This is a genomic window from Bacteroides intestinalis DSM 17393 (assembly GCF_000172175.1).
Lineage (GTDB): Bacteria > Bacteroidota > Bacteroidia > Bacteroidales > Bacteroidaceae > Bacteroides > Bacteroides intestinalis.
Map to the genome: position 1 here is coordinate 45,378 of NZ_ABJL02000002.1, position 15,148 is coordinate 60,525.

Annotated in this window: 9 protein-coding genes and 1 pseudogene; 3 read left to right on the plus strand and 7 right to left on the minus strand. The window is 42.6% G+C overall.

Going from position 1 to position 15,148, the window contains the following annotated elements; translation table 11 throughout:
* Window positions 1–35 precede the first annotated feature (35 nt).
* From BACINT_RS24430 to BACINT_RS01135, 3 genes are read right to left on the minus strand one after another with little or no spacing between them, the layout of a single operon-like run.
* On the minus strand, window positions 36–479 hold the full coding sequence (locus BACINT_RS24430) for a hypothetical protein (protein WP_007659934.1): 444 nt from the start codon (window positions 477–479) through the stop codon (window positions 36–38).
* 20 nt (window positions 480–499) lie between these two features.
* Window positions 500–2,488 carry a RagB/SusD family nutrient uptake outer membrane protein gene (locus BACINT_RS01130; RefSeq protein WP_007659935.1) on the minus strand — a complete coding sequence of 663 codons (1,989 nt, stop codon included), beginning with the start codon at window positions 2,486–2,488 and terminating at the stop codon, window positions 500–502.
* A gap of 21 nt (window positions 2,489–2,509) precedes the next feature.
* Complete coding sequence (locus tag BACINT_RS01135; protein WP_007659936.1) at window positions 2,510–5,767, minus strand: SusC/RagA family TonB-linked outer membrane protein; 3,258 nt, start codon at window positions 5,765–5,767, stop codon at window positions 2,510–2,512.
* Window positions 5,768–6,663: 896 nt separating this feature from the next.
* On the opposite strand from BACINT_RS01135, the gene BACINT_RS01145 reads away from it, so the two are divergent.
* A complete protein-coding gene (locus tag BACINT_RS01145; protein WP_007659940.1) occupies window positions 6,664–7,251 on the plus strand; it encodes an FKBP-type peptidyl-prolyl cis-trans isomerase in 588 nt (195 codons plus the stop codon).
* An 88-nt stretch (window positions 7,252–7,339) separates the two neighbouring features.
* On the opposite strand, the gene BACINT_RS01150 is transcribed toward BACINT_RS01145, so the two are convergent.
* Window positions 7,340–8,623 carry an L-cysteine desulfidase family protein gene (locus tag BACINT_RS01150; protein ID WP_007659941.1) on the minus strand — a complete coding sequence of 428 codons (1,284 nt, stop codon included), beginning with the start codon at window positions 8,621–8,623 and terminating at the stop codon, window positions 7,340–7,342.
* Window positions 8,624–8,755: 132 nt separating this feature from the next.
* On the opposite strand from BACINT_RS01150, the gene BACINT_RS01155 reads away from it, so the two are divergent.
* Together BACINT_RS01155 and BACINT_RS01160 are read left to right on the plus strand one after the other, a co-directional pair.
* Complete coding sequence (locus BACINT_RS01155) at window positions 8,756–9,889, plus strand: PCMD domain-containing protein (protein WP_007659942.1); 1,134 nt, start codon at window positions 8,756–8,758, stop codon at window positions 9,887–9,889.
* An 11-nt stretch (window positions 9,890–9,900) separates the two neighbouring features.
* Complete coding sequence (locus BACINT_RS01160; RefSeq protein WP_007659943.1) at window positions 9,901–10,689, plus strand: porin family protein; 789 nt, start codon at window positions 9,901–9,903, stop codon at window positions 10,687–10,689.
* A gap of 261 nt (window positions 10,690–10,950) precedes the next feature.
* Here the strand turns inward: BACINT_RS01160 and BACINT_RS23465 are convergent.
* From BACINT_RS23465 to BACINT_RS01175, 3 genes and pseudogenes are all read right to left on the minus strand, one after another.
* Window positions 10,951–11,985: pseudogene (locus BACINT_RS23465) on the minus strand (transposase).
* 159 nt (window positions 11,986–12,144) lie between these two features.
* Window positions 12,145–13,665: a PCMD domain-containing protein gene (locus BACINT_RS01170; protein WP_044154590.1), complete on the minus strand. Its 1,521-nt coding sequence runs from the start codon at window positions 13,663–13,665 to the stop codon at window positions 12,145–12,147.
* A gap of 310 nt (window positions 13,666–13,975) precedes the next feature.
* The gene (locus BACINT_RS01175) at window positions 13,976–14,938 is read right to left on the minus strand and encodes a DUF4925 domain-containing protein (RefSeq protein WP_052302164.1); all 963 of its coding nucleotides are present in this window, start codon (window positions 14,936–14,938) and stop codon (window positions 13,976–13,978) included.
* Between the last annotated feature and the right edge of the window lie 210 nt (window positions 14,939–15,148).

Below are 15,148 nucleotides of genomic sequence, written 5' to 3' on the forward strand. Positions count from 1 at the left end.
AGATTAAAGGTTCTGCCATTTTCTTCTTCAATGGTCTACCCACCCGATTGGATGGTGATGCTGGTTACCAGCTTGATCTTGCTCACCACCCAGATGGGGTATTTCACGTAAGTACCCGACCCGTCGTCTACCCGCACAATAATAGTGTCCGTACCCAATGGATAAGGGATGTCGCCTGTGGGCGAAGTTGTCAACTTAGGGGTTATCAAACCGTCGGCACTCAAATCGATGGCACCGGTTGGCTCACCCGCAAAATGGTAACTGACAGCGCCTGCCCGGGCACTCTCGGGCATGACGAATGGATTGAGCTGTACCGGCTGGTCTTCGGTAACCACTACGCCAAAGATATCTTCTTTCAGGTTGGTTGCATTTTTCACGGTGATAGCCACCGCCTTGCCGTCGTCATCGTCGTCGCACCCTGTAAAGAATGCTCCGAACGCGAACAGTCCTGCCAATATGTATATGTTTCTTGTTTTCATAATCTTCTTCTGTTAATCGGTTATCTGTTAATGTCTTTCCAACCCGGATTTTGTTTCAACTCCGGATTCATCAGCATCTCGTTCAGCGGTATGGGATAGTAGTAGCGCTTATCGTCCCACGGCCTTACTCCGTTGATGACGGTGGTCGATGTAGGATAAGGAATGATGAAGCCGTCGCTATCCACAATTACCTTGTTACCTATTTCGCCTATGGGCACCGTTACTTTGTAAGGGAAGTCTTTATAGGTTTCACCGTTGCGGTTCTTGCTATACAGTTCTATCTTCTCCTTGGTCATCTTCATACCTCTCACGGGCACGGTGAACAGCTTGCCAGCTTTCCATCTCATCAGGTCTTCGTAGCGCATGCCTTCCATCATGGTTTCCACGCGGCGTTCGCGGCGTATTTCGCGGATGATGGGCGAAACGGAATAATCGAGTGTCCGTGCATAGATAGCGTCCAAGCGGGGATCGGCCGGGATATTAGATAAGGTCAACTTGGCACCGGGGTACTTATTAAAGTCAAAGCCTGCTCTTTTGCGCAAGGCGTTCACGGTGATTTCCAGGTCTTCATCGGTAATCTCGCCCAATTCGGCTCTTGCTTCCGCATAAATCAGCAGCAGCTCTCCGTAGCGGAACATGTGAGCGGTTTGCACACCTTTGGCATTGGCTACCCACTGTTCAATTTCGGGCATCCAATGTTTGATGAAGCGATAACCGGTTACCGTGGAGTTGTACATCTTCATGGGTGAGCCGCCCCCCGTGTCGTGCGTAATCATGGGATAGATGACACCGGACTTCTCGATTCCGTAGTTGTTGTTGTCATAGTCGAGCACGGTGGCGTATTCGCCCGGTCGGCAGATCGTCTGTGTCAGGCGGGGGTCGCGGTTGTTCAGTTCTTCCCACATGCCGTCATAGCCCTTGAATAAGGGGTTCTGCTCGTAGTTACCTTCCGTACCGCTCAGATAGATGGGACGTCCGTCTTCGCATAAGTAGTCCTCAATCATGCAGAGTGGAGCGCCCATGCAGTAGCGCGTGTGGTTGTTGAATCCCCAGTAGCGCGGATTGTCGTGTCCCAGCTTCACGCCGTCGTATACGCGTGAGAGGATAGTTTCGTTGTTACCTTCCGTCTCGGGCGAACCTTTCTGTACAAACAGTTGCCAATACGAGTCCTTGGCGGTGGGGTGTACGAAGAGCGAATATCTGTTCTTGTCGATGATTGCCTTGGCGGCATCGCGGCTCAATTTGAGCATATCGTTTGCCGAAGCGGTCATGTTCAGTTCTGTGTGGTACTTCCGGAAGGTTCCCTCGAAGAGGCAGAAGCGTGACTTCAGGAACAAGGCCATATCTTGATTGATGTATCCGCATGAATTGGAATTATCCTCCAAATGTTGAATAGCGAAGTCGAAACATTCCAGTATCTTATCCACCAATTCAGCACGTGGCATGCGGGTTCCGTACAGCTCGGGCGAGCTTGTGTCCAGTTCTTTGTCCAGCCAGGGCACTTCACCCAAAGCTACCAGCTTGATATAGTAATCCCACGCCTTGAAGAAGTAAGCCTGAGCGGCGTACCATGTAAGATTCTCGGGGTCGCCCACTTTTCCATAATTGTTCAGGAAATAGTTCACCTTGCGCAGCTTCTCCCATTGCCAGGGTGCGTCAAAGTTCTTGGAGGCCGATGTAGGCGTGTCGTACGTACCGCCCAACTTGGCGTCGATGCCGCCCGCATACACCGTGTTGTCACTGAAGGCGTCGCCGAAAATAATCTGGCTACCGGCTTTCACAGCAAGGAAACCCTTGTCGTGCGACGTATTGTTGGTTCCGGAAACACCGTGTCCATATACATAGTATCTGTAAATACCTTCTAAGTATAACTTCAGGTCAGCCTCTTTTACGAAGAACGTGCCGTCCGCCATCTGATCTATCGGATCTCGCTGCATGAAGTCATCGTTACAAGCCCCGAAAGGCATCATCAAGGCCGCGAGCAAAGTTATTATTGAATATTTTTTCATATCTCTATTTTATTTAATACATTAAAAACCTACTTGAATACCTACGCTGAATGTCCGTTTGGGAGGATATGCATCGGATATGTAATCCGAGTCGTAATACTTGGGCACATCCGAGATGGTGAACAAGTTATAAGCAGCTATATTCAGCCTCAGCTTCTCCAGCCCTATCTTGTTTATCATGTTTTTTGGGAAGGTGTAACCCAGAATCACCTGTTTCAGCTTGATATAGGAAGCATCGAGCAAATAACCGCTTTGAGTATAACTGCCCAGACCATATCCATACATCGGGAACTTGGCATTCGTCCTTTCGGGCGTCCACGAGTCATTGTAGGTTTCCCACGAGCCTGCTCCACCGCCCCAGTAGCTGGAACTGGACGACAGCCAGTAGTCTCTCTTGCCCACGCCTTGGAACATCACGTCCAAGTCGAAGCCTTTGTACTGCACGTTGGCCGTAATGTTGTAGCGGTAACGGGGCGCGTTGTTACCAATCACTTTCCGGTCACCCGGATTGTCTACGGTACCCAAGCCACCGGTGATCACACCGTCGTGGTTCAAATCCTGATACCATACATATCCCGGATATGCCTGCCCGCCTTTGAAATAAGGACCGTGATACAAGGGCTTTCCATTAGCACCCACACCGTCGAAGTCACCTTCTTGCAGAATGCCTCCGGTCTCGTATCCCCAGATGTCTCCTACGGTAAATCCTTTGTACAGCTTACCGTCTCCGATGGAGTTCGTCGGGTTGGAGGGATAACTCACTACCTTAGCTTTATCATCCGACAGGGCTACACCCACACTGTATCTCAGTCCGTTGGCAAGTTTATCCGACCATTTGGCCTGCAGTTCAAAACCGGTAGTTTTCAATACACCCGCATTTTCAAGCGGTAGATTATCGTCACCAATCAAAGCCGGATATTCCTTTCCGCCGGGAATCAGAATGTCTGTCACCTTGCGTTCAAAAATATCGGCAGTAAACGAGAGGCGGTTTTGCAGGAATATGAAGTCGAAGCCTAAATTCTTCGTCGTCGATTTTTCCCACGTAAGGCTGGGGTTAGTCAGCGAAGGGGTAGTAATACCCGTAGGATAGCGCGTACCGTCAAACAAGAAGTATCCCGACTCTATGTTGAACACGGATTGATACGGATAATTTTTGCTCGGCTGGCTGCCCAAACGCCCCCAGGAGGCTCTTACTTTGAAATTGTCCAACCAGCTCTTCGACCAGTCCATAAACTTTTCTTCCGATATTCTCCATCCCAGCGAAACGGTGGGGAAGAACTGGTAGCGCGAGTCTTTCGGGAACTTGGAACTACCGTCATAGCGGGCATCTACTTCTATCAGATACTTGCTCATGTAGTTGTACATGATACGGCCGAACAAGGCGCGCGCGCTGATCTCGTGGTGGCCATTGCCGGAAGTATTAGCCGTTACGTCTTCCACCAACGTGGGGTTCAGAATGTACGGGTCTATCATCTTCACCAGCGAAATGGAAGAATAGGCGTACTTCTCTTGCTCCTGGTTAAAGCCTATCAGGGCAGACACGTTGTGCTTCTGGGCAAAGGTCTGGTTGTAATCGGCGTATACGTTGATGGAGTATTGATCCGTACTGCTACGCTCTATATAGCCTGTGTTCTCCGTAGCCCAACGGTTTTCAAGGGCCGTCCACGAAGTGTTTACGCGTTCCTGCATCGGGTGCGTCTTCTCCCTCTGATAGGTGGTGGGCGTCACGGAAAGGTCGGCCTTTACTTTCAATATCTTGGGCAGAATGATAAATTCAGGGCTAAGGGAGAGGATAGTCTTCCGCCTGGAGGTAATGTTACGCCCGTTGGCATACAGATAGCTCACCGTATTTTCGGTAGGGTGATTGGGCAAAGGATCGTCCGGACCGGTCAATACCGGCTGGTAGATGTAATTCTCCGGATAGTAGGATTTGGCGTACGACCAGAGGTTCATACCATCCGTCTGCTGCGTTGGCGAGTCGTAGTCGAACACATTGTAGGAAGCTTTGGCGCCTACATTGAACCAATCGGTCACCTTGGCGTTCAGGCTGAGCATGGCATTGTAGCGTTTCAGCTTGTCGGTCCTTATTTCGTACATTCCCTTTTGGTCTTGCATACCTAAGGAGATGTAGTAGCTCATTCGTTCGCCTCCTCCGCTTATGGAGAGGTTGTGCTTCTGGGTCGGCGTCCAGTCCTTCACCAATTCTTTGTAAGGGTTGGTGTTGCCTACCCACTGAATGGCTTCGCCTTCCATGAAATAAGGCTTGTTGTTCTTGGGATCGTTTATGTAGGCCATCATGTGATCCAGCATGTCTTTGTCGTGCTGGGAATACTCGGTGATGTCGCCTGTCCATAGTTTCTTGTCCAATCCGGCCTTATATATATGATAGGAGTCCAAGATATCGGGCAACTCATAGGGTTGGTCGAAAGCCAGATTGTAAGAATACTCTATCTTGGCTTTCTGATTGAATGTTCCCCCCTTGGTAGTCACCAATACCACACCGAAAGTAGCTCTTGTACCATAAATGGCAGCTGCCGAGGCATCTTTCAAGAACGACATATTGTCGATGTCGTTAGGGTTCAACTGGTTCAGATCCGTTGCGGTAATCTCTACACCGTCCAACAGGATGAGTGGTGATCCTGAAACTACATCGAACTTGTTCTTATCGTCGTTCGAGGTACCACGCTGGCGGAAAGTGGTGGCACCGCGGATGTTCAGTGCGGGAACTTTATTGGGATCGCCGCCGTCGATGCTGACGTTCAGTCCCGGCACTAAGCCTTGCAGTGCCTGACCGATATTAGCCACCGGCCGGTTCTCCAGCGTTTCTGCTCCTACGGAAGCCACGGAAGCCGTCAGGTTTCCTTTCTTCTGGGACTGGAAACCGATGACTACTACCTCATCTATCATTTTGGAATCTTCGGATAAAGTAACATTGATAGTCTTCTGATTACCGACAGTCACTTCTTTTGTGGTATATCCTACGAAGGAGAATGACAGCACACTCTTGCTGCCGGGCACAGTCACACTGTATTTGCCATCAATGTCGGTGATAGCTCCGGTACCGGTCCCTTTTACCATTACCGTCACTCCAATCATTGTTTCACCACTGGTGTCTTTTACCACCCCCGTAATCCGCAGTTCCTGGTCAACGCCCATCGTGACTTCCGAAGCGGCATGTGCCGTTGGGGCAACTCCTGCAGACAAAAAGAATAAGCATAAGAATAACATCAAACATTGATGTCTATTCCAATCTCTAATTAATACTTTTGCATCTTTCATAATGTTTATATTAAAATTAACGTCGCAAAGCTATGGGTATTAATTTTTTTTGCTTTACTATTTTAGTTATTTCTTTTACTCAATTTCAGCAAGCACAGATAACCTGCTGGATATCAGCATATACAGATATTTACGATTCATTCGAGCCCTATAACTTTACACATACAGAAGTACAATTTTAAGGTATATCTGCTTCTATTCTCCTTTCTATACCATGAAGGAGAAGAAAAATAATATCTGTTTCCACAAGTTCTCCTCTCAACGTTGAAGTACTTTCCTTTTGGGTATAAAGGCTTCTGTGGTAAGGAGGAAAGTTCATAACCGTTCAGATATGAACTTCCTCCAATAGCTAACTCTTTTCTTAGGCATTCCTATGCTTTTTCCCTTCCAACGGTTAGCCTTTTCCATCCGAACGCTTATTCTTTCCATCGTGGAGTTTCTTTCTTTCCACCATGGTGGAAAGAAAATTTCCCCGTGGTGGAAAGCAACTTTCTCCATGGTGGAAAGAATAAATGCCTACTACAATTTTCCTTAACCGTCGCAGCGAAAAGGGATAAAAGTGGCAATGCGGCGGCTTAACCTCTGAAACTTATATTATTTGCGGATCAGGAGTTGGATTGTGTTCATATCGAAATAGAAAGAAATAAAGGAGTGATAAGGTGGTAAGGTGATAAAGTGGCTGCGCTATATATCACAGAGCGTTATCCCGCTATCACTTTATCACCCTACCACCTTATCACATTTTGTTCATATCCCGTCAGTAATAAACAAAACTTTCAGAATGGTTGTATAGAACAGAAAGGACTTATGAGATTTACAAAAAAATATTCGTATCTTTGTCGCTTTCCAAAAAGAAAAAAGGCAAGAATTACTAACTAAAACAATAGAATAAATCAATGGAAACAGTAGAAAACAAGTACATTACCGTAGCTTATAAATTATACGCTATAGAAGATGGTGAGAAAGATTTCACCGAAGAAGCCACCGCAGAACACCCTTTCCAATTCATTTCCGGTCTTGGTCTGACTTTAGAGTCTTTCGAGGATCAGGTGAAAGACCTGAAAGCAGGTGATAAGTTCGATTTCACAATCGCTTGTGCAGATGCTTACGGTGACTTTGACGAAGAACATGTAATCGACCTTCCGAAGCAAATCTTTGAAGTAGACGGTAAGTTCGATAACGAACGTATTGTAGCCGGTAATGTAGTGCCTTTGATGACCTCTGAAGGTCAACGTATCAACGGAACCGTACAAGAAATAAAAGCAGACGTAGTGGTAATGGATATGAATCACCCCTTGGCAGGTTGCGACCTGAACTTTGTAGGTGAAGTAATAGAAAGCCGCCCGGCAACCAATGAAGAATTAGCTGAAATCGCTCGTATGATGAGCGGTGGTGGATGTAGTTGCGGTTGCGATAGCTGTGGTGACAATTGCGGCGACGGATGCGGCGATCACGATCATGAAGGATGTGGATGCAATCATTAATATAATGATTAACGGTGAGTGATAAGTTATTAGCAGCTGTGCTATTATGCTGCACAGTTTCCAACCACTAATCACTCACCACTAATCACTATTTCCCCGTCATTATCTCCAGTACCAATTTATCCGTTTCATTCATTCCTTTCGACCCTATCTTGGTCAGATTACGGATACTTTGATCCACATCTTCATCAATAATACCTTCTACAGAAGTTACACAACGGTTTTCCATAGCCATGATGGCAGAAAGAACAGCGGTAGATACACCAGTGGTTACTTTTAACGCACAGCTGGGCTTCGCACCATCACAAATCATACCCGTAAGGTTGGCTATCATATTCTGAACGGCATAAGCCACCTGATCGTAAGTTCCCCCCATCAACCAGGTAATACCGCAACTGGAACCTGTAGCAGCAACCACACAGCCACATAAAGCAGACAAACGCCCCAAACTTTGTTTAATGTAGATCACCGTCAGATGGCTCAACATCAGAGCACGTATCAGTTCTTCTTCGGATTTATCATTTTCTTCAGCGAAAACCAGTACAGGCAAAGTGGCAGATATACCTTGATTCCCACTACCGGAATTGCTCATTACCGGAATCATGGCTCCTGCCATACGAGCATCACAGGCACCTGATGTATAAGACAAGATATGTGAGAAGACACTATCTCCCATCACTTTATGTTCATAAGTGCCACGCAACATCTTACCCAATCCATGGCCATAATTGCCTTCAAAAGAACGTTCGGCAACCGCCTTATTCAAGCGGGCTGTTTCCAAAATAAAGCTGATCTCATCCAGTGGAGTATTCAGAGCAAAATCATAAACTTTACGTAAAGTCAGTTCCAAGCATTCTTCTTCTTTTTCACAGCTTGCCGTATGTTGTTTCTGAAATAAAACTTCTCCGTTACGTTCTATATATATAAAGGTGGTATGTCCTCCGGCAATCACTGCTATTGCTTTATCTTCTCCAGCCTCACAGCATACTTCAATATATAATTTCTCTTCAATATTCTCTTTCAGCGAAATATGAATGCGCTTTTCCTCAATGAAACGTTTCCCCTCTTCCACTACATCAGGCGTACTGTCTTTTAATACCTCCAACTGATATTCTGATTTTCCTATCAGTGCCCCCAATGCGATAGCAATGGGCAATCCAATCATTCCGGTACCCGGAATGCCCACTCCCATAGCGTTTTTTAGAATATTAGCACTTAGCAACACATTTATTTTCTCCGGTTTTACCCCCAGCGTTTCTGTTGCTTTAGCTACGCACAATGCCACTGCTATGGGCTCTGTGCACCCAATAGCCGGAACCACTTCCTGATGTATCAGGTCGATTATCCGTTTTCTCTCCGTTTCCGTTATCATTATTTCACTGATTTTAATGGACACAAATTTAGAAAAAATGTTTTTAATACGTGCGCAAAGTCTTCTATTTCAAAAAAGAAACTTAACTTTGCGCCTGAGTTTTACATTATTAATAACCAAAAACTGAATTAAATGAAGATTAAAACGCTAACCTCGTGTTTCTTTTTGGCATTTGCCATATCTTCTTGTATACAAGACGAAGCGCTAAATTCAGAAGCAGCCATAGATGGCTGTACAGGTGCGGATGTGCAATTGGCAAACATAAACGCAGATGAAAAAAAAGTCGATGTATATGTGCACAAAGGTGCAAACCTTGCAAAACAACAACTAAACTTCGCCTTGCCGGAAGGTGCATCCATCAAACCCAATGATCGCAGAGATGGTGATATAGGAAACATATACAACTTTAGCGAAGGAGATCATTCGCGGTCATTTACGGTGACTTCCGAAGATAATGTTTGGAAACCCGTTTATGAAATAAACGTCCAGCCAACAGAATTACCGACTTCCTATCATTTCGAGGAGTTATTAGTTGCCCAAAATACTCCTTATCACATTTTTTACGAATTTGAGTCTAGTACTTCACAAGGGATTTCAAAAGTATTGCAATGGTCCAGTGGTAATCCCGGTTATAAGCTGACTGGTATGTCTAAACTTCCTACAGACTATCCTACCGTACAAGTCGCAGGAGGATATAAAGAGAAATGTGTCAAGTTGGAAACTAAAGATACCGGAAGTTTCGGCGCCATGGTAAAGATGTATATTGCTGCCGGTAACTTATTTATCGGAGCTTTTGATCTTGCCAATGCACTTAAAGATGCTCCTAAAGCTACAACTTTTGGTTTCCAGTTCTACAAACGACCGAAAGCTTTGAAAGGATATTATAAATTTAAAGCAGGACCGGTTTATACTGAGAGCGGAGAGCCTCAAACTGGAAAGAAAGATCGATTTGATATCTATGCTGTCATGTATGAAGCCGAAGACAACTCATTTATGTTGGATGGAACCAATTCTCTTACTTCGGATAAAGTAGTATCTTTAGCCAGAATTAGTGCAGAAGAAGCATTGGAAACTGATCAATGGACACCGTTCGATCTCCCTTTCAAAGCTCAGAATGGTAAAGAGATTAGTGAAACGGAACTTCAGAAAGGCAAATATAAACTTGGCATTGTATTCTCTTCAAGTGTAGACGGTGCTTATTTCAGAGGTGCCGTAGGCAGCACACTATATATTGATGAAGTAGAACTTATTTGCGAAGAGAACTAAAAAAGATAATCATGAAGAAATACAATATTATTATTATCATATTACTGTTAACAGTAGTTGGAGCTACGTCAATAAAAGCTCAGGAAGATAGAACCCATATTCTCGGCCAGTCTTATCTTCGTGGTTGGGAATATTCATTAAAGGCAGGATTCAGCATCGGAGGAACCGCTCCTCTACCTTTGCCTGAAGAAATACGCAAGATAGACAGTTATGTTCCCAGTATGGCAATCTCTATTGAAGGTAATGCTACCAAATGGCTGGATGAAAAAAAAATATGGGGCTTGACTTTAGGCTTGCGCCTCGAAACTAAAAATATGACTACTGAAGCCACCGTTAAGAATTATGGTATGAAAATTATCAATACTAACGGTGGTGAATTAGAGGGCTTATGGACGGGAGGTGTAAAGACTAAAGTAAAAAATTCCTATCTTACTGTTCCCGTTCTTGCTAACTACAAAATAAGCAAACGCTGGAAACTTGTAGCTGGTCCTTATTTCTCCTATTTACTTGAAGGAGATTTCTCCGGTCATGTATATGAGGGGCACCTCCGCACTCCGGACCAAACAGGCTCACGCGTAGACTTTACGGATGAAAGTATTGCTACATATGACTTCTCTGACGATTTGCGCAAATTCCAATGGGGTATACAATTAGGTGGAGAATGGAGAGCTTTCAAGCATCTGAATGTTTATGCTGATCTTACATGGGGATTAAATGACATCTTTAAAAAGGACTTTGACACAATATCATTTGCCATGTATCCTATCTATCTGAATATAGGATTTGGGTATTCGTTCTAAGATATTATAGTAATAACTCACCCTAAAGCCGTCATAGATTCTAAAAATAAAAAAGCTAGAAGTAAACTCGAGGGCACTGAAAAAGTCCTTTCTTTTCAGCACCTCCTTCTGTTGATATGCTAAAATCAAGTTCGCTAAATCTGATAACCGGATTTGGCGAACTTTTTTCACACTCTACTTAAATGCGACTCTGTATGCTTCCAGAAGTTTTTGTGAGCTTCTTCATAGGACATTACACCCCCAACGGGCAAACTTTTTTCCTCAGACTAATTTGAAGATTCTCTTGATATTGGTCACAAAAATGGTCAAAGCTCCCTGCATACGCATACAGTCTAGGCCGTATGAGTCGGCTCTATCACACCCGAACACATTTTTCAATTCTGCATTTTTAGCTTCTATCTTAATATCTGACCCGGGATTTTTCTTTAAACGCCTCCATTTTATGAAAATCGGTTGGATGTAGTTTTACCACCAGCTCAAAACATTTTTCTTCATTTTGAACAAGAATGATATTATCCTTGCCGGAGTAAGCTGTATCTCCTATGACACTCTCAACCTCCATGCCGTTGGTACGGCTTTGCTCAATGAGTTCAGGCAACTAGGGGCCGTCACCCTTGTCTCCTGAAGCCACTGTAGCTGCCGTGATAATACGTTCATCGCTCATGGCGATATGGGTCTTATAACCAAAGAAGGAACTGTCTTCACTTTTATGCTCCATGTTGTCATCCTCGTTCTTGTCCGGAAAGCTACCCTTTATGGTATCATCGGCATCATAAAGGCTTTTGCATAATTGCCTAGAACGCAACTTAAGTATCTCAACGGGGAATACGGATAGCTGCGGGAGACTGCATGTGTAGCATCAACGATTATGGTCTTAGATTTGATGATTTCCTTTTCTACGGCAATTGCCAAAGTATTGCCAATAAAGCAGATTCAGTAAATCTTTGTCTTTCAATCTTAGTTTGCGAAACTTGCACAGCGAACTGGAATCAATTAAATCTAATTCTTCCGGAGCCATGCCAAGGAAATATTTAAAGGACATGTCGCAACGGGAACGTTCCACAATATCTACATCGGATATATCATAGCCGATCTTCAACAAAAGATACTCGAACATTCTTAAGGGACATTTTGCCGTACGTCCATTGTTCAGGCAATACTTGTCAATAAATTCTCATGGACAAATGAAAAGTCAATAAGGTCATTTATTCGTCTCAGAAGATTGTCCTGAGAGATTATCATATTATCTAAATCTAAGTAATTACTTAATTGGATAGTCTGTTGAGTAGGCAGCATACCAAGAGAATTTACATTGATAAAAATACAAGAAAATCGGCACATATCCAAGACTGGTAGTGGATATGTGCCGATAAATTTTGTCATTAAGAAGACGAATGGACTATTTCAGTGCCTTCAGTAAACTTCTAGCTTTTTTTATTTTAGGGGATATATTTATTATTCAGCCGCTACTGATTCTCCAATAACTTCTAATTCATCAAGAATCAAAGTACTACCTCCAGCACCCATGAAACTATCACCATCTTTACTTGAAGAACAAACAATAGCCAATTTATAAGATTTGCTTGTCTCATACGCCTTACCTGTTAAAAAGGTGAAAGGAATATCAAAGTAGGTATATTCTGCTTTCGCTGTACCATCTTCTAATTTAGCAGTTGCCACACGATAATCAGAACTATTAATATCATGACCAGTCAAAATTACTTCTTGACCATCAGCATCTACAGCTTCATATAATACTGCCTGAATAGCACATTCATCAACTATATCAGTTTTTTCAATTACTTCTTCCGGCTTGGTAGCCTTAGAGCCATCAATATATTTCGCACCCGGAGCATATTTATACCATCCTCTGAAATAAACGGGTCGCTTATCATAAGCAATACCAAACTTAGAGCTAGCAATACGATCGCCCGTATTCAATACAAACTTTCCAGTAAACACTGAACCTGATGTAATAGCAGGAACTAAAGCACTAACTTTGGCGCTAGTATCCATTGTTACCAATTCAATGGCAAATTCGCCTTCTTTCTTATCATCAGTTTTGAATACAGGCAAATCTGTAATCTGAAACAGTTTAAGGAAAGCAGCTCCTGGTGCACTTGTTGCCAACAAATCTGTAGGTTGTGGAGTAACGTATTCATTGGTTAAGAAAGAACCTGCAATTGTTTCCCACTCCTCAAACGAGAACTTTAACTCTGATTGACGTCCAGCCACAGAAACTACATATTCACTTATAGTTCCATTTTCTGAAATAACAGTATAAGTTACGGTTTTTCCATTTGAGAAATCTTGTACAACACCACTAACCGGAGTAACTGTAGCCTTTTCAGATATTGTAAACACAGGTTTTAGAGTTTTCAAATCATCATCAGTAGCTGTATCACTTACTTTAAAAGCAATAGTGCCAGTAGCTTCATCTATTACAGGTTGCTCTGTCACAAGTTCACTATCAATAGTAAACCCTGTAATTTTTGCCTCTGAACTTTCAGACCCTGTTAATTTAGTACCTTTATATACAACCTTAACTTTCTGGCCTAATTGTAATACATCAATATTCAGATCTGCTTCTACTTTTCCATTATTAATGGTACCAGCTACGTCTACATTACACTTGCCAATGTCACTTAAATTCAGTTCTTGACTACCTGTAAATGTATAAGAAGTACCATTTTGCTTCAGAACGCATTTTTCCAATTTGATAGTTAGGTTCATTCCCATGAAACTGAAATCCTTCAATTCCAAACTAACGATATTATTCCCAGCCTTTGCAATTGTAATGTTCTTTGGCATCCCATTTGCAATAGAAGTCCCATCTAATTCAATATCTAAAGTACCTTTATAGGTACCTGCCAATTCTTCCTCAATCGGATAAACAGGGTCATCATCATCACTACAAGCAGTGAACAAACTCATTGAACAAATCAATGCAAACAAATAAAATAAATTCTTCTTCATAAAATCATCTTGTTTAGTTAATACAAGCCTTCTCATCGAAGGTTACAATGTCCTATTTTACTTTAATAAAAATTAAGTGTGCAAAGAAACAGCTTTTAAAGTATATAAAAAAGGTCTGTTCTACGTTTTAATGTTCCATTTTTAATATAAATTTTAAGTGCTATATGAATAACATAAGAACAGAAGGCTCTTAATTATAAAAAACAATTAAAGGTATCTAATTGTTTTTTCATTTCAAAAGAACTACTTATAAAACAAAAAAGGAGCTGAATCAAAAGATTCAGCTCCTCCATAATTTATCACTAAGATATTATCTCATTAAGTCCAAACCTAAATTAAAACTTGTTGTTACTGCCCAATATCCACCTATCATCTGAATAAACATTCCAGCAGCTTGTGCTTCCTCCGGCACAATTCCACCTTCTACCAATGCATTCCAAAGCAATATTAAATCATTCACTGATACAGGATCTCCCCAGCTATCCGTTTCCCCCGTATCACGAAGAGTGAAAAGATTATCAAAGGCACTCTTATCCAAATAAATATAAGTATGACCATTATCAGCAGTCTTAATATTCATAGGTATTCCATCTTTAGCCCAACCCAATATCTGACTAATAGTAGCATCTTGTATTCCACTAAGATCAGCATTCAAAAGTCCACCTAGTAATGCTTTAACAGTAGCTGGATCTCCACTCAACACTTCATCAATAATATCAGCCATACCGCTAGCATCAGCTCCAGTAGCTGCAGTCAAGATAGCAGGAATATTCAATTTTACAGTGAATTTTCCATTTCTCTCACTCCAATATGCCAACTCTTTAGGAGAAGTAGTAAAGCCACTTGTAGCAAAATTAGCTTTTACCTCACTTGTAGTAGGAAAAGCACCTGTAAAAAAGATAGACATTATAGAATTGGGGTCTAGTGCTATTGCCGGACTAGCAACATAATCAGCTATAATACTACCACTCTTATCTAAAGTAATTGAATTCAAAGCTTGAGGCAAAATAGAACCTCCAAGATACCGTAATAAAGCTGAAATTAAATTAGGGTAATTATCCTCACCAGTAAATTGCCAATCTGTGTACAATGCACTTGTTACAGGCCAATTCTTCATTACCTCTTTTTCTGTCCAGGTATAATCCGTAGCTGTATAATCTGCCATTTTATAAGTTCCAGTCCACGGGCTTACTTCATCGTCATCATCGCTACAAGCAGTAAACAAACTCATTGAACAGATCAATGCAAATAAATAAAATAAATTCTTCTTCATATTTTTCTTGTTTAGTAAATAATAGCTCCCCATCGCTGGGTAGTCATGTCTTTTTAATTGAATAAGATTTCGAAGTGCAAAATAACAGTTTTTAAAGATATTACACAAGGTCTATTCTAAAGATGAGCTGTTCCTTTTTTAAGCATCCAAACTTTAATTATCACCTTTTATAAAAAACGACTTGCCAATAAAGTGAATTCACAACGCTAT